We start from the raw sequence: 22,665 nt of genomic DNA, 5'->3' as shown, positions 1-22,665 counted from the left end.
CCTCCACCTTCCATTAATCACCAATCCGGCTTGCCACTTTCAGGACTTTTAGTCGCTTTTCTTTTCTGTTGCTGGATGTATTGAACTTCATTATTTCGCATAGCCTCCAGGATCATCCTGGCTTTTTCTTCACTGATATTCATTTCTTCCAGCTTTTTCTTGGTACTCATTTGCTGATTTTTCTGCTGTTCTTCATCACTTTGCTCGCCTTCTTTTTGTTGTTCATTTTGTTGCTGATCCTGCTCTTCCTGCTCTCCTTTTTCGCCATCTTGTTTTTCAGAATCTTTTTGCTCCTGATTCTGTTGATCTTTTTGTTGCTGATCCTGATTTTGTTGATCCTGCTTCTGCTGGTCCTGCTTGTCCTGGTCCTGTTTATTTTGATCCTGCTTTTGGTCTTTATTTTGGTCTTTGTTCTGTTGCTGCTGTTTTTGTTGCTCCTCAAGAAGTTTTTTCACGACTTCATAGTCATAGCGGGCATCTTCATTGGTTGGGTCTGCCTTCAGGGATGATTTGAGGTAAGCAAGAGATTGCTTTAATGTCTGCGGGCTTTTAGCCATTACTCCAAGCTGTTGATAGGCTATGGATTTTAATTTATTGTTTCCGGAGGTAGTTAATTCCTGGTATTTACTTTTTGCATTGGAGGAGTCTTTTAATGCGTAATAGCTATGTGCCAGATTGAGGGCAATTTCATCTTCCGTGACGTTAAGCGAATCATACAGCATGCTGTATTTCTGTGCCGCCAGCTCATAATTGCCACTGTTGTAAGCTTTCTCAGCTTCATTTTTCAGCCTGTTTGTTTTGGCAATTTCAGCGGGATCATTGCTAAAAAGAACCAGTAAAATCAAAAGCTTTTTCATGCGTTCAAAGTTTTTTCAAAATGTTGAAAGCAAAGCTTTTGCAAAAACCTGTAAACCCATGGAACCGCTTCGCTTTCACATAAACTTATTTTAATCATAAAGTGGATGGTATGTTTAAAAAAGTTTATGCTCATTTCATGACAATATCTATTTATAACCGGATCACTTTTATACTTACTAAAAGGTCTACTAACATCAATGCCAATGCGGCCATTAAGAAGTAAAAGTACTTGTTGGCCTTGGCATCTACCTGCTTGGCATCTCTCAGCTCTCCTTCAATTTCATTTATAGAATTTATAAGTCGCTCTACATCATTTCTGCTCTCATTGATTTCGAAGTATTTGCCTCCGGTATCAGAGGCCAGTTTTTTAAGCTGGCTTGGATTAATCTTGCTTACCACCTCTTCACCCTGGTTGTTTTTCTTAAAACCACGTCGGGTCATGATTTTGCTCCCTTCTTCGGTACCAACACCTAAAGTGAAGAGTTTGATCCCGGAGTTTTCTATTTCCTCCGCTACCTGGTCGGTTTCTTCTCCAAAATCCTCACCATCGCTGATCAGAATGATGATTTTAGACTTTTGTCGGGTCACTGAAGTTTCTTCAGCCTGCAGCTTTTTTAATGCCATTTTTAGCGGAGGACCGAAATCCGTACCTGTATTGGGAACCAACTCTGTATTCAACGCCTGGATGAACAGACTTAGTGCATTTTTATCATAGGTGAGTGGACATTGCATGAATGCTTCATTGGAAAACATGATCAGTCCGATCCGGTCTGAGTGAAATGCTTCTACAATATTTTTCAGTTCAAACTTGACTTTTTCCAGGCGTGTAGGCTGAATGTCAAATGCATTCATGGACTGGGACAGGTCCACGCAAATAAACATATCCTTACCTACGGATTTGATTTCACGTGTGGTATCTCCAAATGAAGGGCCAAGTAAAGAAATAATGAGAAGGATAAAATAGGTTGTCCGGATGAGAAATTTGATCAACCACTTGTTGACAGGGACGTTCAACTGGTTTTTGATCCTGTATAACCTGAGGATATAAAGGATATAAAAAAGCGCAAAAACAGCAATCAGCGCAAATTCAAACGTACCTAAACTATGTGCCCATTTCATAAACGGCCCAAAAATACATAAGGGTGTCATACCACCCAATTCATTGTTAGATCATTTAACGTTTTTTTACATAAGAGGGTGAGTATGAGGGTGGAGTGAACTTGTGGATATTTTTCACTGTTTGAGATTAGAATTTTTATATAGGAATACTATATTTGCAGTCCTTTTCGGGGATGCCCGGGAAGGTTTGTTCAGAAACACACACGGAGAGGTGGGTGAGTGGCTGAAACCACATGTTTGCTAAACATGCGTGCGCGAAAGCGTACCGGGGGTTCGAATCCCCCTCTCTCCGCAAAGCAAAAACCGCGAGAGCGGTAAGGTCGGGGAAAATCGCAATTCAAATTTATTTGAAATTGTGATTGGGGAGACCTTGCCGATACGAAGTATCGGTTTTTTTGATTTGCAGGCTTCCCGCTAAGGGATCAATGCAATTAATCCCCCTCTCTCCGCTCTTACAAACCGTAGCTTTAGCGAAGGTTTGAAACTGCGCCAAGGCTTATTTTGGCAAAGCTCTGGTGCTTTTTTTATTAATAAGTGATGGTCCGCTAGCTCAGCCTACGCGGCCCGACTGGATAGAGCAACTGCCCGGGGCGCGCAGCCCGGGGCGCGTAGCCTTCTAAGCAGTAGGTTCTATTAATATTAAATAAAATGCAAGGATAACCTTGTATGATGGTCCGCTAGCTCAACTGGATAGAGCAACTGCCTTCTAAGCAGTAGGTTCCGTGTTCGAATCCCGGGCGGATCACTAAGAGAGTAAAGCCTGCAACGTTAAGTTGCGGGCTTTCACATTTTTGGCGGAGCCAAACCGCAGGTTTGAGTGAACAGTCAAAAATGTGAAAGAAGCAAATCTTTGATTTGTTGGCTTTGCTTGCAGACGGCTAGTCTCGGAATTAGGATTCATCTAGGATCATGAAATAATCCCGGGCGGATCACGAGGAAAGTAAAGGCCTGCAGTGCAAACTGCGGGCTTTTTTATTAATCATGTTCTGAAAGTTATTTGGTCCGCTAGCTCAGCCTACGCGGCCCGACTGGATAGAGCAACTGCCCGGGGCGCGCAGCCCGGGGCGAGTAGCCTTCTAAGCAGTAGATTCCGTGGCGGTTCGGCGCTGTGATGTGATCGACCAGATCGAATCCCGCGGATCACTTTAATAATCAGGAACTTACGTTTTTCGTGAGTGCCTTTTTTATGTGAAGGTATAGTGAGAGGGTATAGTTGATCAATAAATATTTACAAATTCCCACTGGACAGCTGGCGGAGAGGCCTCCTAAATTCAACCTCAAAATAATCTTTAACCGGAAGGTCTGGAGGTGATGCTGCAAAAATATATGCGGTCGAAATTTCGTGAGTTGATACAGGAATTCTGATTTTCTCATACTCTCAATCATGGAATATTAGTAGCTCAGCTTGCCGGGTTACCCAAGGGTCTGTACATGATGGAAAGGGATTAGGGTAAGGTTTGATTATTCCTGTCTTCACATTCCTCACACGTTAAAGTCTGTTCATACCCAACTATCATGTCAGCTTTTCCTGCTACTAATTGATCACAGGTATAGGTATCGTTAGCATACATAAACAAAGTGTCATTCCTCATTTCATGCGTGTATGTTCTTATTTTGTAGCAGTCCGCAAGTTCTACCTCTAACCCACATGATGTAGACATGACTAATATTAAGGCAATCTGAAATTTTAGGCGTCTCATTTTAAATGGCGTTGATCAATAATTTGAACGGGTTTACTCTCTGGTAAGTTTTTGGTGAGGGTATAGTAGTTTTGGCGGGTTTTGGCAAGAGGTATAGTTGGAATCCGCTAATACAGGGCAGAAAAGGGGTTTATTCGGTAGCCTTCTAAGCCCGCTTGATCACATTGAGTAAAAGGGCAATAATAGCGATAACCAGCAGTATATGAATCAGCTGTCCTGCGCTATAAACAAAGAATCCAAATAACCACCCCAGGACCATAATAATGGCAATTATATAAAGTATGGTTCTCATAATTTTTTTTCACTGATCAATGCAAAAGTCCTTCCATAGCCTAAAGAAAGCTTTATGAGTGGTTAAAAGGGGATTTTGGTTCTCATTACGAGAATGAGTTTTCAATATGAAAAACGGTTGGTTAGGTATAAAAAAGGGCTCCCGGCGGAAGCCCTTTTTCTGTTTAAAAAATTTCAGCATTACATTTTCAGGATTTTCATCTGCGTCAGGATTGCTCCGTTCGCTTTAGTGATCCTGAGGTAATATAATCCTTTGGTCAAGCCCCTCATATCGATCTGACCGGTTTTAGTGCCTTGCTCAATCGATACATTTTGCTGGAAGACTGCTTCGCCTTTAAGGTTATACAATGTGGTTTCAAGGTTATCTCCATATCCATTGAGTGAGAATTTCGCGAAATCCTCTACCGGGTTGGGATAAGCCAACACTTCCACATCTGCTTCATTAGCCACATTGTTGAGCTCGTCAGTCATACCTGCTACCATAGCAGCTTGAGTAGAGTCCCCAATGTTGTTGATCACTACGATCCCATCCAGGTCATACCCATCGGCGTTTCCACCTCGGAAGTCCGCTGGGTTGCTGGTGTCAGTGATCCTGATGAAGTTGGCTGTTGTTAATCCACCAGCTGCCAGGTCTACTTCTCCATCACGGCAGATCTCACTGGCTATTACCGACCAGCTTACACCGTCAGCCGAAGCTTCTACCATGGCTTTTTCCGGATAGGTAAAGCACCCCTGGTCAGCGTCTCTGAACGAAGTTTCTACGATCAGCAGATCACTTCCCTCATGATCCATCACTTCGCATTCCAGCTGGATCTCAATAGATCCTCCGAAACCGAGGGCTACAAAGTTGTATGAATCGTTTTCCTGAGGCTCGCCCAGAGCTTTTTGCGGGTTAGACCTGCTGGCAGGTAGTGAGCGTCCGTTCTTACGGTTTCCTGGTTGGTAATCTGCCACAGATCCACCGTAGCATAGGTCCGGACTATTATCGATGACCTCAAAGTTCACCGTGAGTCCGATACCTGCTTCACCATTTCCACCTGATGAAGAGTAAGGAGTGGCTGTTACCGTATTTATCCCTTTCGGCAATTCAACACCATTGTAGGATGTACCTCCATTTTGATCACCTGCCAGGGCATACGGAAGAATGTTCTCGGTTTGATATCCGGAAACTTCATTGAAATCAAAGACCACACTTCCTACATCCACAGCCGTATCAACATTTGCGACAATGCTGAAGCTGTTTGTTGCGTAGTTGTCAATGTTGATGAAATCGCCTTCTTCCAAAGGTCCGATCTCCTCATTGAGCTCGGCATTTATTAATGTAAAGCTCAGCACTTCGGGCAGACTGATCACTTCCAGCTCTACCGGAATAGATAGTTCCGGATTAACCGGATCGTTACTACCTACTGTAATATCTCCGGTGTAAGTATTTCCTCCCTCAAGTCCTTCTGAGAAGAATGTAACCGGAACCTCATCTGTTTCTCCTGGCGCCACAGAGCCGCTTACCGGAGGTGTAAATGAGATCGCTAATTCTTCAGTCAGGTATTCCGTATTGAAAATGACCTGCAATCCGGATAAGCCCAACGGCCCTTCCAGACCCACAGTAGAGCTTGTGCGAATACTTGAGTCTACATTCTCGTACTGCATTTTTATACCTCCATCAGGGTATAAAATTACCTGGAAGCTTACCGGATCAGGGATCGGCAAGAAAGGAGGGAAGCCAAAACCCGGCACACTGTCATACTGAACGATGAAGTACTCGGATGTTCCGTAATAGTATACTCCACCACCGTTTTGTGGTTCCAGATCATCCCAAAGCGGAGCAATGAAAAGGTTTGGGTTGTCCGGACTAGGTATCTGATCATTTACATAGTTGATACCTGCCAGGGGAGCGAATGTCAGGAATCCATTTGCACCGATGGTTACACTATCTTCAGTGTTTCCAAAGAATGGGAAATCAAATGGTAAGGCAACTGTCTCATCTCCATCTCCACCTACATTGGCCAACTGACCCATGGAAGTGATATCTATGTAATCATAGGCCGGACCTCCACTGTTATTATCCACCCAGGTATATCCGAACGTGCCCGGTCCGCCACTGGCGTTGAGAAATTCAGGGCCCTCACGACTATCCAGCTCTTCTTTGCTGCGGATCCTGGCAAACTCCAATCGCTCATACTGGTCAGTAGTTTGGTTGGCTTCACCGGCTTTAGCAAAGTACGGAGGGGATAGTGAGTACGTAAGTGGAGAACCACCAGTATTGGTGATACTTACCGTCTCAGTAGTTGAGTCACCTTCATAAACAGCTGTCATGATAGAATCCGGTGAAAGATTAATAACCGGAGGATCTACCCCAACACCTGACAGGTAAACTGATTTGATCTCATTACCAAAAGCGTCATTGCTGGTGATCACCACCTCATCCGAAATAAAACCAACAGAAGTAGGGGTAAATTCTACTCCTACGATAAGTGTTTGGTCTGGCTGCAGTGAAACAGGAGCGATGGTGTCCAGGTCAAAGTCAGCATTTGTGTTACTCAAACCTGAGATTTCCAGCGTTTTTGTTCCCACATTAGCCAGCTGAAATGAAGCTTCACTGCTCAACCCAACAAATAGTGAATCAAACATTACCGTATCTGGGGTCACCTCAAGCTCAGGGTAACCAATTACGGTCAGCTCAAATAACGCTGTGCTGGAAGAATCCACCGGAGCATTACTCGATACGGTCAGTTCATCATAATAAACACCATCATTAAGCTCCGTTGCATCCAGAGTAACATCCAGTGTTCTGGATTCGCCTGCCGGTACTACACCGGATAACGGACTTGCATCACTGATAAATGGTGTAAGCGAAATGGATGGTTTAATGAAACGAACAGCAAGCCCATCTTTTATGTAAGAAGTGTTGAATGCAACCTGGGCTCCATCAGTACCATCTCCATTTTCGATACCAACTGTTGCGGTATTGATGAAAGGTGCCGTTTCCACATCTTCATAGAACACGTCCACATTTCCATCATCATAAAGTACGATCTGGAAAGTAACTGTCTCAGTATCTGATCCAAAAAAAAGAGAAGCATCCGTCCACTGAATGATGAACCGATCACCAAAATCCTGATAATGGACCGAACCACTGAAGTTTTGCGGCTCCAGGTCTTCCCATAGCCCGGCTATGAGGTTATTTACATCATCTTCTGTAGGAATTTGAGTGTTTACCCAGGGACTGAATGTCTGCGGTTCCTCAAAGGCCACAAATCCATTGGCATTCACAAAAAGGCTGGTGTATGTCTCCCCATAGAACTCAAATGGGAAAGTCATAGGAAGCTCAATAGTACCATCTCCACCTAGTGTAGTGGTGATCTGTGATCCGGATGCAGTGATATCCGTAAAGTTATAAATAGGTCCACCCGCTTCATCACTGTCTATCCAGGTATATCCAAACCCATTATCCGTACCCACACTGTATAAAACAGGCGATCCTACACGGGTATCAGAGTAGCCTTTTTCCTGTGACACACTAAAATCCGTAAACTCGATCCTTTCCGTATCATTAAGCTGCACATTTGGATCAGCCAAAATGCTGGCAGCGGTCAGGTCAGGGAAAGAAAAGATCAAAGGAGAGTTTCCTGCATTCTCCAGAGATATTTCTGCCACAGTTGTGGTTCCCGCATCGGTTGAATCAGAAATTTCACTTGGATTAAATGCCGCCAAGGGGGGCTCCGTTCCCACTCCGTTTACCACCACGATCAGCTCACTTGCATTGGAAGCGTCACTTTCTATGGTGATGATGCCATTGATGCTTCCAAGTGAAGACGGAGCAAATGTAACGTTGATCTTCTGACTTTCTCCAGCTTCCAGGATAGTGGATGAAATATCCACTGAGAAATCAGGATTATCGGATGCGATGCTGGACACATTCAAGATAGCCAGGCCATCATTCGTAATGGTGAATGACCGCTCTTTTTCAGCACCTAAAAAGACGGAGTTAAACAGCAGGTATTCGTCAGATAACACGATTTCAGAAAGCTGTCCGCTGACATCAAACTGTGTGTTAACAATGGTAGATGGATTTACAGGGTCATTACTGGAAATCACGATATCCGTATCATATAGGCCATTAGCCAGTGATCCCCCATCAAAGGTCACAGCTACGTCTATAGATTCTCCCGGATTTACCGAGCCTGTTGATGGTTCCAAAGCAATGTAAGGATCTTCAACTCCGCCTGTCAGGGCTCTTGTGTAAAACACAAAACCTGAAGCACTGTAAGTGGCTCCACCATCACTGCTAAAGAAATACGTGTCAGGTCGCTGAGTAGCGTCCGTATCCACACCTTGCGGGAATTCAATTCCATCAGGGTACTTATGAACGACCCAGAAAGATTCACCTGCTGTGAAAGATAACGACTCGCTTAACACTTCAGCGATAACTATTCCTTCCTCACTGGCCTGCTCGATCGTTTGTGTGAGGAGTAGATCCCCATCATTAGGTGTTGTTCCTCCTTTGTAGATCTCAAGAATGACCACCGGATCCGTTAAAGCTTCCGTACGGAATCCATTTCTAACGGCAGTGAGTGTAAAATCACTCTCAACATCAAAATTCATTGCTGTCGTGTAAGCTGCTGTTTGTAGCCCTGAGAAATCGTTAGGGAATGCTATGCCAGAATCGTAGTAAATACTGTCAGAGAAAGTGGAGCTGCTCACCTGACCTGATTCTGCCTTTTTAAGTCCCAGACGTTTTGGTGCTCCAGCAAGCTTTTCTGTCACGTCCTCATTATTGCCTACGCCATACAGAGCCATATCCAGTGATTCATAGGCAATAGATGATGTTACTGATGAAGGCGTAAAGTCTATTGCATCCAATGCAGCACTGAACTCCAATACACTTTCACCTGAATTCGAAATGGTAAAGGTGTCCGATTTAACCGGAGGGTCATCTACCTGCACATTTACCGAAGCAAACAATGAATCCGGATCCACACTGATAGTAGGAGGCTGAACCACAGTAAGCTCAGCAGGAACCTCCACAGGACTATTTACTGTGTCGTTGCTGAAAATACTCAATGCAGATTCGTAGAAACCAGGATCAAGTGTTCTGGCATCAAATTTCACGTCTACAGTCGTTGAAGATCCAAATGGAACAGTCCCTGAGTTCGGTGTAACTGAAAGAAAAAATGCATCAGGATCTCCGTCAGTGATCTCAAAGTTGTCTATATCCATAGTAGAACCTGTTGTTTCCATAAGCGATAAGAATACCACCTGTTCGATTTCAGGTGCATATCCTGTTCCTGAGAAAACGAGCTCATCATCGAAATAGATGTAGAAAAATGAGTCGTCCTTATCCACGACGATTTTCAGATCAAAATATCCCGAAGGAATGCTGGCATCTACCGGCACAAATCCCTCCGGATTTACCAGCGCATCTATCGTACCATCAGGATTGAATCGCAATCGGGTGTTTACGGACTCAGCGGTAGGAGACTGGGGTATCACTTCCCATGTTACTCCTGATCCCTGAATGTTTATCCGGGCTGACATGACCATAAATACTTCATCCCCGGGTGTTACCGAAGGAGAGATCGCCAGTATATTGCCCGATCTCGTGCTACCCAGACCGTCTGAAATTCCACGAAAGTGTTGCGAACCATCATCAGGATTATCAGCGGAGATGACCCAGTTGTCTTCGTATTGGGATATCCAACCAAGCTGGCCATCAATATCCCCGGTTGTGAAACTCTCAAAATCAGTAGCATAAAGACTCGTTACCACACGGTTATAGGTTCCGGAAGCTGGCTTTACCAAAGCTGAACCTTTTAACGCTTCAGAAGAAGCCGGGTAGCTTTCCTTGACGACCGACCTGGCTGCCAGCACCTCATCCGTTTGTGTAACCAGACTGCTAAAGCTTCCCAGACTGTCATTTACAGAAATGTTGAAGTTAAGGTCAGCATCTCCGGTATTACTGATGGTAAGGCTTTGGGTAGATACCTGAAGTTGTTCCAGCGTTTCTACCAAAGAGTCAGGAGATACCTCGATGGTCGGAGCTTCCGTGCCATCGAGAACTCTTACTTCCACAGGAATGGCAATTAAACTCTCAATTTCCTCGGTTTCAATAAAAACCGTGTCAACATAAATACCCTTAGCTATTCCGGTGGCATTGATTTCCAGGGTCAGACTGTCTGTTTCTCCTGAAGGAATGCTTAGCGAATCAGGGATTATAGCGCTCAGGGTGGTAGCTCCACTACTGATAGAAGCATAACCGGTGATGAGCGTGTCGGAGATATTTGATAAACTAATGATCCTGAAAAGAGTATCATTCACAAATAGCTCTTCACTCAGGGATGACGGACTTGCCACCAGAGGTGGAGCTTCTGCATCATTGATCACCCAGCCCATGTCCTTGAACAAGCCCCGGGTAATATCTCCAATGTCAAAATTGGCTTCTGCAGATCCTACCTGTGGAGTCATGAGTGAGTTAGGATCTCCGGCGGGAAAAGCTACTTCATCCCAGTGAGCTAAACTGGATCCACCAGCCCACGTGCTGGGAGCATACAATTCCGGGCGATCTCCACCCAGAGCAGCTTTGGCAAAAGTACCATCCATGAAAATATCACCTCCGGTAAAAGCATCTCCGAGCTCCGTAGATGGATCCGGGAATTCAATAAGGTAGTCCCCATCCCCATCAACAATAAATAGACCGTAAACGGAGGGGTTTCCATTGGACCTCAAGGTACCTGTTCCACCGCTGTATCCTCGAACGGTTGTGAAACCAAGTCCATGACCTGCTTCGTGTAGTGCCACTGTAACGAAATCATAAAGCCCGGCAGGAGTATTCCCATCCAGTCCGAAGTACCATGGAATACCGGTACCCAGGTTTACTACCAGATCATAGTCTTCTTCCGGAAAGAGTACTTCTCCTGCAAGTGCATTTGCCAATGCAGCAGGGTAGAGGACATCCTCTTCCGGAGCTCCGGGGAAGTTGATCACGTTATAAGTAGGTCCCGCGGAAGCCAGAACTCCCGGTCCCAGATCAGCAAAATCTACGTAGACCTTGATCGGTACGGGAGATACGATCTGGTTAGCCCATATGTCCAGGGCATATTGAAATGCTGCCTGTGCATCAGGCTCGGCCAGAGCTCCTGGCCCGAAGGTGATGTCAAATTCAGCAGTGGCTGTACTCTGAACACGTAGTTTGTGTGCTTCAAAGTCTTCTTCCGGGATGTTAACCCTGGTAAACATGTCCTCATTTTTCGCAGGACAAATAATCGGTGCTGCCGGTACCTTTTCGGTTTGAGCCTGCAGGGACTGCAGGTTGGTGAACAAAAAGGCGGCAATCAACATGAATAAAATAGCTGGAGAATTCCAATGCTTCTTCTTAAAAGCATAGGAACCCCGCTTACTCAGTGATTGGTTTTCCATAATATTGGTTTTTAATATGACAAATAACTATTAATCTTAATGTAAATATTTGTCGATAAAAATGCAATATTCATGGGGTAAAATACGTTATTGGTCGAAGGGTAGATAACGGTGTTTTAAAAGTAAAAACCCTCTGAAATCAGCTTAATGGCCAATTTCAGAGGGTTCGTTCCGGAGCTTAAAAAAATTACGAAAAAATAGCGCTACCTAATGATGCAAGTCAGGCACGGCGGTATACGGGACTTAGCCATTTTTCTGCTGGCTCATACTTGCTGGCGCTTGCCCATCTTATGCCTCGCTTTATAATGCTGATCGCTTCAGGTACTTCGGTTACGTGGTTTAGGTTGTGACCTAATGAAGTGTAAAAGATCCTTCCCTTTCCATACATTTTTTTCCAGGCAATCGGCATGACACAACCGTCGATCCAGGAGTCGTGATCTCCTTTAAAAGTGGTGGTGGCAAGTACTTTTACATTGGGATCGATATGCATAAAGTATTGTTCGCTGGTCATGTTAAAGTCATCCAGTCCGGCCGTGACTTCATCTTCATGATCTGTGATCTGAACAGAATAATCGATGACACCGCCCGGATGTGCTACCCATTGGCCACCGGTCATATATTGATATTCCACATTTGATCTAAAGGCATCACACATGCCTCCGTGCCATCCGGCCATACCTGCTCCATTTTTTACAGCTTTGAGGAGGCCTGCTTCCTGCTCCTTGCTGATAGAGGACATGGTGTATATCTGTATGATCAGGTCAACTGAACTCATCAAGGTCTCATCAGTATAGGGATTAAGGTTGTCAAAAACCTTCACACTAGCTCCTTCGGATTCCATCCAGGGCACCATATAGTCTCTGAACTTCAAGGGCTCATGGCCTTCCCAGCCACCATGGGTGAAGAGGACCTGTTTTCCTTTAAGGTCAGGTAATGGAGCCAGCCTGGCATTAGAGGTTTTGGCTAGCAAAGATTTAGAAAGTAGTCCTCCTGCAGTGGCTAAAAGTGCTTTGTTTAAAAATGATCTTCTGGTACTCATGCGCTCTTACATTTTTATAATTAATTCCCACCAAAATAATAAGAACCTGTTAAATACACTATTCCATTGAATCCGAAGATCTGATGGCTTTGTTTTACAGTCTTGTATTTACACGTACTGAAAATCCTTTGAAGACCCTGACAGAGGCACTGTTCCGGATGGTGATTCTGTTTTTTGAGAAGTCATTCAGGAAATTTGATGCGCTGGCGCCGGAGAATATATTTCCCCAACTCTTTCTAAACCGGATATTAAGGGAAAGTGACTGGCTTGCAAAACTGACTTTCAAGTTCTTAAAAAACAAGTGATACCCATGGAGCTGTTAAGTAAACAGGGATATTGTTTGATTGATTAGGGAAAAAAGCCGATTTATTTTTTAGATTAGCCGGAAAAAACCGGGTTGGTCGATGAATTTCTATCTTTAGTCAATCAACAATAATTCAACTACAATGCATTTTGGATAGTATAAATACAACTGTAAAACCATCGTCTTACGAGTGTACCATTACGGTGGATTGTTCCATTTTTGGTTTTCAGGACAATGAACTGAAGCTACTGCTGGTGAAGCGATCCATTGAGCCCTTTAAAGATTACTGGATGTTACCAGGAGGTATCATGGGAGAGGGGCTCACACTTGATGAGTCTGTAAATAATGTCCTATTTAATTTGACGGGTATTCATGGCATCCATCAGGAGCAGGTACGGTGTTATAGTGGCGTAGACCGGCATCCGGTAAAACGTGTGGTTACCGTGTGCTTTTATGCATTGATAAAGCCGGAAAACCATCCGGTCATTGCGAAAAACTATGTGTCAGAGGTTAAATGGTTTTCATTGAATGAGTTACCGCAAAAGCTTGGTTTTGACCATGACAGGCTGGTCAAAGATTCTTTAGCCAAGCTCAGACATAACCTCAGCCAAAACCTCATCTTTGGGGAACTCCTTCCTGAGAAGTTTACTTTGAAGGAGCTGCAGGACCTATATGAAAGTATTCTGAACGAATCTCTGGACCGTCGAAATTTCCGCAAAAAAATACTCCAGATGGACCTTCTTATCAATACCGGAGAAAAAAAGGTAGGAGTAAAGGGTGGTCCTGAGCTTTACAGGATAAAAAACATCTAGACTTTGATAATTCTGAAATATTAAAAATTCAACATGCTTTTTACTAAGAATATTTGCGTTTCTTTTAATCTGTGTATAAATTACACAGAAATGAAAACAACACTATCTAAATACCTGACCACAGCCACCCTACCTGTGCTGATTTTTAGCTGTTCAACAGAAAAAAGCTGTATAACATTGGTTAACCCAACTGATGAATTGCTGGTGAAATCTTTAACCATCTCAAGGGATGAATTGCCTCTGGGAGAAGCTCCGTACCTTATGCTTAGCAATGATAACGGAGAGGTGCCGGTGCAGTTTGATGATTTGGATGGGGATGGATCATGGGATGAACTGGCTTTTCAGTATGCACTTAAAGGAAATGAAGAAGTCAGTATTTCGTTAACACCATCTGATGAGCTGCCAGCTTTTGAGCAAAAAGCAAATGCCTACCTGGGATACAGTCCTGAAAGAAATAATGATTTTCAGTCAGTGACCAGCAATGAAAGACCAGCTGACCACGTAGCGCAAAGTACACCTTATCTATATCAATACGAGGGACCGGGCTGGGAAAACAAACTGGTAGCCTTCAGGAGCTATTTTGATAGCCGAAACGGAAAAGACATTTTCGGGAAAACCAAACCAGCCCTGAAGCTGGAAACGATTGGTTTAGGTAATAATTATCACGAGTTGCAAGACTGGGGTCTCGACGTACTAAAGGTAGGGAGCTCTTTAGGAGCAGGGGCTCTTGGCCTGCTTAAAAATGACTCGGTCTATCGATTAGGAGAAACTGAGTCAGCCTTATTTGAGATTGTGTCAGATGGACCGGTACGGGCTGTAGCCAGGCTTACCTACACCGGATGGGCTGTAGCAGGAACTTCATACAAACTACAGGAAACCATCACAATATGGGCATCTACCCGGTACTATGAAAGTGAAGTGGTATTGAGCGGAGGGGATGTAGCAGCGAAAGATACACTGGTTACCGGTATTGTTAACCTTAAGGAAATGGAAAAGTATGAAGTCAGCCAGGATGATTTTCAGGCTATTTATACCCATGGTAAGCAGAGTGAAAACAACGACGTTCTGGGCATGGCATTGCTTATCCCTAACGCAAACACGGCTGGTTTTGCTGAAGCTCCCAAAGAGGGGCCGGGAGTTACAAATACCTATTTGGCTTACCTGATTCCTGAAGATGGAGTTTACCGCTTCAACTTTTTGGCGGGATGGGAAGGAGAAAACCCTGCTTTTGCGGATCAGGGAGCATTTGAAAATGAGATTAAGGAAACCATTAAAAACATAAATCAAGTAGTAGAACTTAAGATCGAGAAGTGATATGTCAGAAATACGATTTGCAACAAGTCCGAATGAACTAAAAACCTTTGATACGGAGAAGCTGAGAGATCAGTACATGCTGGAAAATGTATTGAAGGAAGGTGAGATTACGGCTGTTTATTCCATGCATGACCGCATGATGACCCTGGGAGCTGTGCCGACCAAGAGTACTTTAGAGCTACCGGTGTATGAGGATTTGACTAAAGCCACATTTTTCCTGGAGCGCAGAGAACTCGGAATTATCAATATCGGAGGAGCGGGTAAAGTTACCGTAGATGGAGAAGCTTTTGAGCTGGCCAACAAAGAATGCCTCTACGTTGGCAGGGGAAAAAAGAAAGTGACTTTTGAAAGCAGTAATGCGCAGGATCCGGCTGAGTTTTATATGAATTCATGCCCTGCCCACAGGGAGTACCCCACAGTAAAGGCGGGACTTTCTGATGCCAATGAGGTCAATCTGGGTTCTAAAGAAAACTGTAATGAGCGAACCATCTACCAGTTTATTCATGAAGATGGAATCAAAAGCTGTCAGCTTGTGATGGGTTTTACCACCCTTGCTCCCGGAAGCATCTGGAATACTTTTCCACCACATACCCACCTGAGGAGGATGGAAGTTTACTTCTACTTTGACCTTCCGGAAAATCAGTTGGTGATGCACTTCATGGGGCAACCTCAGGAAACACGCCATCTGGCCATGCAAAATAAGCAGGGAGTCATTTCACCTGAGTGGTCCATCCATTCAGGAGCCGGTACTTCCAATTACTCATTTATCTGGGCCATGGCTGGTGAAAATCAGTCTTTCACGGATATGGATGGAGAAGAATTAAAAGATATTCGTTGATGAGGTTCGAGCATTTTGCATTGAATGTAGAAGCGCCTGTGAAAATGGCAGAATGGTATTGTGAGCATTTGGGGCTCCACCTGGTTTATGAGAATAATGAGCCTCCATTTATGCGTTTTTTGGCTGACTCCAATGATCAGGTGGTTATGGAGTTTTACCAAAATCCTGTTGCTCCGATCATGGATCATTCCAAAAATCATCATTTGGTATTTCACGTGGCATTTGAATCAGCCGATGCAGAATCCGATAAGCAGCGACTTTTGGCCGCAGGAGCCTCATTCGTGGAGGAAAAAGGGCCTAAGGATGGGACACACTTGGTTATGCTGCGAGATCCCTGGGGCCTGGCATTGCAGATTTGTCAAAGAAAACTTAAACTGAATAAGAAATAACTCATTGTATATGGTATTAGATACATTTCAACTCAATGGTAAAGTAGCACTTGTAACTGGCTGTAAACGAGGAATTGGTAAAGCCATAGCTGAAGGTCTGGCGGAAGCTGGAGCGGATATAATTGGTGTATCGGCCTCTTTGGAAGAAGGAAGCGATGTGGAAAAAGCTGTGAATGAAAGAGGACGGTCGTTCAAAGCCTATCAATGTGACTTTTCCGATCGAAAATCACTTTACGGTTTTATTGAAAAAGTAAAGTCAGAAAATCCGGTCATTGATATCCTGGTCAATAATGCAGGAACCATTTTGCGAAAGCCGGCAGCTGAGCATCCGGATGAGTACTGGGACAAAGTCATTGAGGTGAATCTCAATGCACAGTTTATCCTGTCCCGTGAGTTGGGTAAGGAAATGATCAGGCGTAAAAGTGGGAAGATCATCTTCACAGCATCGTTGCTGACTTTTCAGGGTGGTATTACTGTTCCGGGCTATGCAGCCAGCAAAGGAGCCATAGGCCAGCTGACGATGGCACTTTCCAATGAATGGGCCTCGCAGGGTGTCAATGTAAACGCTATAGCACCGGGATACATTGCCACTGACAATACTAAAGCCCTTCAGGAAGATGAAGAAAGAAGCTCAGCGATCCTGAGCCGGATACCCCAGAGCAGATGGGGTGAGCCCGAAGATTTCAAAGGGCCTGCAGTCTTTTTGGCCAGCAGCGCTTCCAATTATATGAATGGATCCATCGTCACGGTAGATGGCGGATGGATGGGAAGATAATTTCTGACAAAAAAGAAAAACCGAAGGAAAGCCCGAGTAATGTGCGTAAATACTTCTTCATACTATTACTAAAAAGTACAGCATCAGGCTCCTTCGGTTATTTCAAACAAGATATTTATGATACCAAAATTTCAAGAACTGGCAGGCAAGACCGTAGTAATAACAGGAGGCGGAGGTGTTTTATGCTCCACCATGGCTGAAGCACTTGCTGAGCAGGGCGCCAGTGTAGCTATTCTGGACCTTAGAAAGGAAAATGCTGAAAAGGTAGCCCAATCTATCCAGGCCAGGGGAAATCGGGCCCTTGGGGTTGAGGCAAATGTTCTGGATAAAAAAAGCCTTCAGGCAGCCCATAAGTTGGTTAATGAAACGTATGGGCCTTGTGATATTCTGATAAATGGCGCAGGTGGAAATCACCCAAAAGGTACCACCGGGAAACCGCATCTTGAGGAAGCTGATATTGATAAAGATGGCCTTATCACATTTTTTGATCTTGATCCGGAGGGTATCCAGTTTGTCTTCAATCTTAACTTTATAGGTACGCTATTGCCTACCCAGGTTTTTTCTAAAGATATGATCGGACGGGAAGGTACATCAGTGATCAATGTATCTTCCATGAATGCTTTCAGGCCACTGACTAAAATACCTGCTTACAGCGGGGCGAAAGCTGCGGTGAGTAATTTCACTCAATGGTTAGCAGTCCATTTTTCAAAGGTCAATGTTCGGGTAAATGCTTTAGCTCCCGGATTTTTTCTTACCGACCAAAACCGGGCATTGCTTACATCCGAGGATGGAAACCTGACAGATAGGGGGAAAACGATTATTGATCATACGCCAATGGGACGCTTTGGTGAGCCGAATGATCTTCTGGGCACGCTTATGTGGCTTTGCAGTGACAGTTCCAGGTTTGTCACAGGTGTGGTAGTTCCCATTGACGGAGGATTTAGTGCATTTAGCGGTGTGTAAAAATTTAAAACCATTATTTCTATGAAACTGGAAGAAACCTGGCGGTGGTACGGTCCCAATGATCCTGTGAAACTCTCACATATAAAGATGGCCGGAGCAACCGGAGTAGTTACCGCATTGCACCATGTCCCAAATGGTACGGTATGGACGGAGGAAGAAATTTTAAAACGAAAAGCTGAAGTGGAAACGGTCGGTTTAACGTGGTCTGTGGTAGAAAGTATTCCGGTTCATGAAGACATCAAAAAGCGTACTGGCAGGTATCAGGAATATATCGAAAATTACAAGAAAAGTATTTTAAACCTGGGCAAGTGCGGTATCGATACGGTCTGTTATAATTTTATGCCAGTGCTGGATTGGACCCGAACGGATCTGGCTTATGAAATGCCGGACGGTAGCAGGGCTCTCAGGTTTGATGCTGCCCAGTTTGCTGCGTTTGAGCTGTTTTTATTGAAAAGACCCGGTTCGGAGGAGCATTATACCGAAGCACAAAAGGACCGGGCAAAGGAGGCCTTTGACCAAATGTCAGAAGCGGAAAAAGATCAGCTTGTAAATAATATTATCGCCGGATTGCCAGGCGCTGAAGAAGGTTATACTTTAGAGAAGTTTCAGTCAGTATTGGATACCTACGAAAAAATATCCGATATTGAGCTTCGAAATAATTTATATGCATTTCTGGAAGCCATCATACCAGCAGCAGAAGAAGCAGGAGTAAATATGGCTATTCATCCGGACGATCCTCCATATCCGATTTTAGGACTACCCCGGGTAGTAAGTACAGAGGCAGATGCGAAGCAGCTTTTAGATGCTGTAGATAGTTTACGCAATGGGTTGTGTTACTGCACTGGATCGTATGGAGTACGGGCGGATAACGATCTGCCAGGGATAATTGATCGATTGGGTTCCAGGATACATTTTATCCATTTGAGAAGCACAAGGCGTGACGAAGTGGGGAATTTTCATGAAGCGGATCATCTGGATGGGGATGTAGATATGTATGCTGTGATGAAGGCGTTGGTGCTGGAGCAAAACCGAAGAATAAGTGAAGGACGAAAAGATGTGCGTATGCCAATGAGACCGGATCACGGACATCAGATGCTGGATGATCTGGAAAAAAAGACCAATCCTGGTTATTCGGGAATTGGCCGGTTAAGAGGACTTGCTGAATTGCGGGGGTTGGAATTAGGGATCAGAAGGTCTCTTAAGTGATTTTTTGAAACTTAGGTAAGGTAATAACATAGACGTAAAAAAATGAAAAAGTTCTTAGAGGAAGATTTTCTATTGAGCAATAAAACCGCATCCGTGCTTTATCACGAGTATGCGGCAAAAATGCCCATCATAGACTACCACTGTCATTTGTCTCCGAAAGACATAGCCGAGGATCGGGTATTTAAAACAATCACAGAAGCCTGGCTGGAAGGAGATCACTATAAGTGGAGGGCTATGAGGACGAATGGAGTAGATGAAGTATATGTGACCGGTGGAAAATCTGATCAGGAAAAATTTGAAAAGTGGGCTGAGACGGTTCCACATACAGCCAGAAATCCATTATATCACTGGACTCACCTGGAGCTTAAACGGTATTTTGGTATTGAAACCATTCTCAATAAGAATACTGCAGATAAGGTCTATAAGGAGTCTACTGACAAACTGAATAGCTCCGGTTATTCTTGTCGTGGGTTACTGAAGCAAATGAATGTAAGGGTAGTTTGCTCTACCGATGACCCTGCAGATGACCTTCGGTATCACAAGCAGCTTGCGGATGAAGGTTTTGAGATCAAAGTATTGCCCACCTTTCGCCCGGACAAACTTTATGCAATAGAGGATGTGCAGGGGTATCAGGATTATTTACAAAAGTTGGGAGAGGTCGTAGGCTTCACGGTTGAAACATTTGATCAATTGCTGGAGGCTGCTCAAAAGCGTGTAGACTTCTTTGAAGAAATGGGGTGCAGGCTTTCGGATCACGGTCTTGAGCAGCTTTACGCAGTGGAATATTCAAGAGAAGAGGCTGAAAACACTTTTAAATTATTAATGCAGGGGAAACCTGCGGATGAGCAGCAGACACAGGTGTTTAAAATGACTGTGCTTGTGGAGCTCTGCAAAATGTACCATGCAAAAGGGTGGACCCAGCAGTTTCATCTGGGGGCTATCCGGAATAACAACTCGCGGATGATGCGTCAGCTGGGACCTGATACGGGTTTTGATTCTATAGGGGATTTCTCACAGGTCAGGGCCTTAAGCCAGTTTTTCAATGCTCTGGACAATTCAGATCAGTTGGCTAAGTCAATTCTTTATAACCTGAACCCTGCTGACAATGAGGCCTTTGCTACCATGATCGGAAATTTCAATGATGGCTCCATAGCCGGTAAGATCCAGTATGGATCAGCCTGGTGGTTTTTGGATCAGAAAGATGGCATGGAGAGGCAGATCAATGCCCTTTCTAATATGGGATTGCTCAGCCGGTTTGTAGGAATGCTCACGGACAGCCGAAGCTTCCTCTCATACCCGAGACATGAGTATTTCAGACGTATACTTTGCAACCTGATCGGGACAGACGTTGAGAATGGAGAGCTGCCTGACGATATTGAATGGTTAGGAGGCATGGTAGAAGGCATTTGCTATAAGAATGCAGAACAGTTTTTTAAGTTTTAATACAAGCGATAATTGAAATAGAAAGATGAAAAAAGTAGTAACATTTGGAGAGATCATGCTGAGGTTGGCGCCTCCGGGATTTTTACGCTTTTCCCAGGCTTCATCCTTTGATGTGGTTTATGGCGGAGGAGAGTCCAACGTAGCTGTTTCTTTAGCCAACTATGGCATACCGGTAGATTTTGTCACACGACTTCCGAAAAATGATATTGGTGAGTGTGCGCTGATGGAAATGCGAAAAAGGGGAGTAAATACGCAAAACATCATCTTTGGTGGCGACCGGTTAGGTATTTATTTCCTGGAAACAGGCGCAGTGAGTCGTGGAAGTAAAGTGGTTTATGATCGGGCTCATTCTGCTATGGCCGAGATCAAAGCTGGCATGGTGGACTGGAAAGAAGTTTTTAAAGATGCGCAATGGTTTCATTGGACCGGAATTACACCTGCCATCTCACAAGGCGCTGCAGATGCTTGTCTGGAAGCAGTAAAAGTGGCTAGTGAAATGGGATTGACCATTTCCACGGATCTGAATTACCGGGCCAAGCTCTGGAAATATGATGGAGATCGTGAAGCGATCATGACCGAGCTTACTTCTCAGTGCGACATCATCCTAGGTAATGAAGAAGATGCTGAAATGCACTTTGGCATTAAGCCGGAAGGACTGGATGTGACCAAGCATGGCCATGAAGTAAAGGCGGAAGCTTTCCTGTCTGTGTGTCAGCAGATGATGGAGAAATTCCCTAAAGCAAAAAAAGTAATTACGACACTTCGCGGTTCTATATCAGCTTCTCACAATACGTGGGCCGGAGTATTGTACGATGGAAAGAAAATGTACGATACCCGTCAATATCAGATCACCGATATTGTAGACCGTGTAGGAGGAGGGGACTCATTTATGGGAGGACTGATCTATGGATTGCTTACTTATCCGGGAGATGATCAGAATGCCCTTGATTTTGCTGTGGCAGCATCTTGCCTGAAGCATACCATCAAAGGAGACGCCAACCTTGTCACTGTAAGTGAAGTAGAAAAATTAATGGGCGGTGATGCATCTGGCCGGGTTGCCAGATAGCAGATAAGATTACAAGTCGGCCCGGTTTGAAGTGTATTAGGAAATAATTCATTTTAAGTATTGGTTTAAAAAGAGAAGGGCCGACTTGTTTTAATTTTAATGGATTAGCTGTAAAAAAAGAATGAAGAACGTAATCACCTTTGGAGAAGTCATGATGCGGCTGTCCCCGCCCGGGGTAGCTAAATTCTCCCAGGCCACCACACTGGATCTGGCCTATGGAGGTGGTGAAGCCAATGTAGCCATTTCATTGGCTTATTTGGGAATGAATGCTGCCCATGTCACACGCTTTCCTGACAATCTCGTTGGTCGGTCAGCTACACAATTTTTAAGACATCATTGGCTGGATACTTCCCGGGTGCTCTATGGAGGAGACCTGATGGGAAAATACTTTCTAGAAAAAGGAGCTGTCCATCGGTCCAGTCAGGTAGTATATGAGCGAGAGGGGTCTGCTTTTGCTAAGATCCAGCCGGAAATGGTAGATTGGAAAGCCATCTTTAAAGATGCGGACTGGTTTCACTGGACCGGGATTACTCCCGCCGTTTCTGCCGGAGCTGCTGCATGTTGTGCTGAAGCAATCAAAGTGGCTAATGAAATGGGAGTTATGGTTTCGGCAGATGTCCATTCCCGGAAGAACCTTTGGAACTACGGCAAAACACAGCAGGAAATCATGCCTGATCTTGTAGCAGGCTGTGATATTGTGATTGCCAGTGTCAGGGATATGGATGAGATTTTCGGTATCAGGGCAGAAGGAGAGAAGCATGAGCAGTTCATTTCGGCTGCCAGAGGGTTGATGAAGAAAAATCCACGCATCAAAAAGGTATTTGATAAAGACCGGGAGATGGTCAGCGCTTCGCATAACCGGATCCAGGGTAAAATGTGGAACGGTCAGGAGTTTTTCAAAACCTCCAAACTCAATGTGACACACATTGTAGATCGTGTGGGTACCGGTGACGCTTATGCAGCTGGTATCATCTACGGACTCATGAATTATGATGACGATTACCAGGCGCTGAAATTTGCTACGGCAACTTGTGCACTCAAGCATACTGTAGAGGGAGATGCCAATATGGTATCAGTCGAAAATGTAAAAGAATTAATGGAAGGAAATACATCAGGAAAGATTATACGATAAGAT

At 44.4% G+C, this 22,665-nt stretch carries 16 protein-coding genes and 2 tRNA genes; 12 read left to right on the top strand and 6 right to left on the bottom strand.

Features of this window, described 5'->3' with window-relative positions; genetic code table 11:
- Positions 1-17 precede the first annotated feature (17 nt).
- On the bottom strand, positions 18-857 hold the full coding sequence (locus AC3E9V_RS14630; RefSeq protein WP_488748872.1) for a hypothetical protein: 840 nt from the start codon (positions 855-857) through the stop codon (positions 18-20).
- A 151-nt stretch (positions 858-1,008) separates the two neighbouring features.
- Positions 1,009-2,007: a vWA domain-containing protein gene (locus tag AC3E9V_RS14625; RefSeq protein WP_488748871.1), complete on the bottom strand. Its 999-nt coding sequence runs from the start codon at positions 2,005-2,007 to the stop codon at positions 1,009-1,011.
- Positions 2,008-2,182: 175 nt separating this feature from the next.
- On the opposite strand from AC3E9V_RS14625, the gene AC3E9V_RS14620 reads away from it, so the two are divergent.
- Together AC3E9V_RS14620 and AC3E9V_RS14615 are read left to right on the top strand one after the other, a co-directional pair.
- Positions 2,183-2,269 (top strand) — tRNA-Ser (locus AC3E9V_RS14620).
- Between the two features lie 379 nt (positions 2,270-2,648).
- Positions 2,649-2,722 (top strand) — tRNA-Arg (locus AC3E9V_RS14615).
- A gap of 700 nt (positions 2,723-3,422) precedes the next feature.
- Here AC3E9V_RS14615 and AC3E9V_RS14610 read toward each other — a convergent pair.
- From AC3E9V_RS14610 to AC3E9V_RS14595, 4 genes are all read right to left on the bottom strand, one after another.
- Entirely contained in the window at positions 3,423-3,677 is a 255-nt protein-coding gene (locus AC3E9V_RS14610; RefSeq protein ID WP_488748870.1) for a hypothetical protein, read from the bottom strand.
- A gap of 145 nt (positions 3,678-3,822) precedes the next feature.
- Entirely contained in the window at positions 3,823-3,969 is a 147-nt protein-coding gene (locus AC3E9V_RS14605) for a lmo0937 family membrane protein (RefSeq protein WP_488748869.1), read from the bottom strand.
- A gap of 179 nt (positions 3,970-4,148) precedes the next feature.
- Entirely contained in the window at positions 4,149-11,381 is a 7,233-nt protein-coding gene (locus AC3E9V_RS14600; protein ID WP_488748868.1) for an Ig-like domain-containing protein, read from the bottom strand.
- A gap of 220 nt (positions 11,382-11,601) precedes the next feature.
- Positions 11,602-12,420 (bottom strand): ThuA domain-containing protein, encoded by an 819-nt coding sequence (locus AC3E9V_RS14595; RefSeq protein ID WP_488748867.1) that lies wholly within the window; start codon positions 12,418-12,420, stop codon positions 11,602-11,604.
- A 453-nt stretch (positions 12,421-12,873) separates the two neighbouring features.
- On the opposite strand from AC3E9V_RS14595, the gene AC3E9V_RS14590 reads away from it, so the two are divergent.
- The 10 genes from AC3E9V_RS14590 (at position 12,874) to AC3E9V_RS14545 (ending at position 22,662) form a co-directional block, all read left to right on the top strand.
- The gene (locus AC3E9V_RS14590; RefSeq protein ID WP_488748866.1) at positions 12,874-13,536 is read left to right on the top strand and encodes an NUDIX hydrolase; all 663 of its coding nucleotides are present in this window, start codon (positions 12,874-12,876) and stop codon (positions 13,534-13,536) included.
- Between the two features lie 90 nt (positions 13,537-13,626).
- Positions 13,627-14,850: a DUF4861 domain-containing protein gene (locus AC3E9V_RS14585; RefSeq protein ID WP_488748865.1), complete on the top strand. Its 1,224-nt coding sequence runs from the start codon at positions 13,627-13,629 to the stop codon at positions 14,848-14,850.
- Between the two features lies 1 nt (position 14,851).
- Entirely contained in the window at positions 14,852-15,688 is an 837-nt protein-coding gene (gene kduI / locus AC3E9V_RS14580) for a 5-dehydro-4-deoxy-D-glucuronate isomerase (RefSeq protein WP_488748864.1), read from the top strand.
- Positions 15,688-16,077, top strand: coding sequence for a VOC family protein (locus AC3E9V_RS14575; protein WP_488748863.1), 390 nt, complete (start codon positions 15,688-15,690; stop codon positions 16,075-16,077). The genes kduI and AC3E9V_RS14575 overlap by 1 nt, the downstream gene beginning before the upstream one ends.
- Before the next feature lie 10 nt (positions 16,078-16,087).
- Positions 16,088-16,852, top strand: coding sequence for an SDR family NAD(P)-dependent oxidoreductase (locus AC3E9V_RS14570; RefSeq protein WP_488748862.1), 765 nt, complete (start codon positions 16,088-16,090; stop codon positions 16,850-16,852).
- A 117-nt stretch (positions 16,853-16,969) separates the two neighbouring features.
- Positions 16,970-17,815: an SDR family oxidoreductase gene (locus AC3E9V_RS14565; protein ID WP_488748861.1), complete on the top strand. Its 846-nt coding sequence runs from the start codon at positions 16,970-16,972 to the stop codon at positions 17,813-17,815.
- 21 nt (positions 17,816-17,836) lie between these two features.
- Positions 17,837-19,021 (top strand): mannonate dehydratase, encoded by a 1,185-nt coding sequence (gene uxuA / locus AC3E9V_RS14560; protein WP_488748860.1) that lies wholly within the window; start codon positions 17,837-17,839, stop codon positions 19,019-19,021.
- A 42-nt stretch (positions 19,022-19,063) separates the two neighbouring features.
- Entirely contained in the window at positions 19,064-20,464 is a 1,401-nt protein-coding gene (gene uxaC / locus AC3E9V_RS14555; RefSeq protein WP_488748859.1) for a glucuronate isomerase, read from the top strand.
- A gap of 25 nt (positions 20,465-20,489) precedes the next feature.
- Complete coding sequence (locus AC3E9V_RS14550) at positions 20,490-21,530, top strand: PfkB family carbohydrate kinase (protein ID WP_488748858.1); 1,041 nt, start codon at positions 20,490-20,492, stop codon at positions 21,528-21,530.
- A gap of 121 nt (positions 21,531-21,651) precedes the next feature.
- The gene (locus tag AC3E9V_RS14545) at positions 21,652-22,662 is read left to right on the top strand and encodes a sugar kinase (protein ID WP_488748857.1); all 1,011 of its coding nucleotides are present in this window, start codon (positions 21,652-21,654) and stop codon (positions 22,660-22,662) included.
- Positions 22,663-22,665 lie beyond the last annotated feature (3 nt).

This window comes from Marinoscillum sp. HNIBRBA16962 (genome assembly GCF_057801515.1).
Note: the sequence above shows the minus strand (reverse complement) of the source record. Positions and strands in the feature narration are given on the sequence as shown.

What these genes read in the sequence shown, in the direction of transcription:
- AC3E9V_RS14630 (WP_488748872.1), bottom strand. Translation starts at nt 857, where the DNA reads ATGAAAAAGCTTTTGATTTTACTGGTTCTTTTTAGCAATGATCCCGCT.
- AC3E9V_RS14625 (WP_488748871.1), bottom strand. Translation starts at nt 2,007, where the DNA reads ATGACACCCTTATGTATTTTTGGGCCGTTTATGAAATGGGCACATAGT.
- AC3E9V_RS14610 (WP_488748870.1), bottom strand. Translation starts at nt 3,677, where the DNA reads ATGAGACGCCTAAAATTTCAGATTGCCTTAATATTAGTCATGTCTACA.
- AC3E9V_RS14605 (WP_488748869.1), bottom strand. Translation starts at nt 3,969, where the DNA reads ATGAGAACCATACTTTATATAATTGCCATTATTATGGTCCTGGGGTGG.
- AC3E9V_RS14600 (WP_488748868.1), bottom strand. Translation starts at nt 11,381, where the DNA reads ATGGAAAACCAATCACTGAGTAAGCGGGGTTCCTATGCTTTTAAGAAG.
- AC3E9V_RS14595 (WP_488748867.1), bottom strand. Translation starts at nt 12,420, where the DNA reads ATGAGTACCAGAAGATCATTTTTAAACAAAGCACTTTTAGCCACTGCA.
- AC3E9V_RS14585 (WP_488748865.1), top strand. Translation starts at nt 13,627, where the DNA reads ATGAAAACAACACTATCTAAATACCTGACCACAGCCACCCTACCTGTG.
- kduI (WP_488748864.1), top strand. Translation starts at nt 14,852, where the DNA reads ATGTCAGAAATACGATTTGCAACAAGTCCGAATGAACTAAAAACCTTT.
- AC3E9V_RS14575 (WP_488748863.1), top strand. Translation starts at nt 15,688, where the DNA reads ATGAGGTTCGAGCATTTTGCATTGAATGTAGAAGCGCCTGTGAAAATG.
- AC3E9V_RS14570 (WP_488748862.1), top strand. Translation starts at nt 16,088, where the DNA reads ATGGTATTAGATACATTTCAACTCAATGGTAAAGTAGCACTTGTAACT.
- AC3E9V_RS14565 (WP_488748861.1), top strand. Translation starts at nt 16,970, where the DNA reads ATGATACCAAAATTTCAAGAACTGGCAGGCAAGACCGTAGTAATAACA.
- uxuA (WP_488748860.1), top strand. Translation starts at nt 17,837, where the DNA reads ATGAAACTGGAAGAAACCTGGCGGTGGTACGGTCCCAATGATCCTGTG.
- uxaC (WP_488748859.1), top strand. Translation starts at nt 19,064, where the DNA reads ATGAAAAAGTTCTTAGAGGAAGATTTTCTATTGAGCAATAAAACCGCA.
- AC3E9V_RS14550 (WP_488748858.1), top strand. Translation starts at nt 20,490, where the DNA reads ATGAAAAAAGTAGTAACATTTGGAGAGATCATGCTGAGGTTGGCGCCT.
- AC3E9V_RS14545 (WP_488748857.1), top strand. Translation starts at nt 21,652, where the DNA reads ATGAAGAACGTAATCACCTTTGGAGAAGTCATGATGCGGCTGTCCCCG.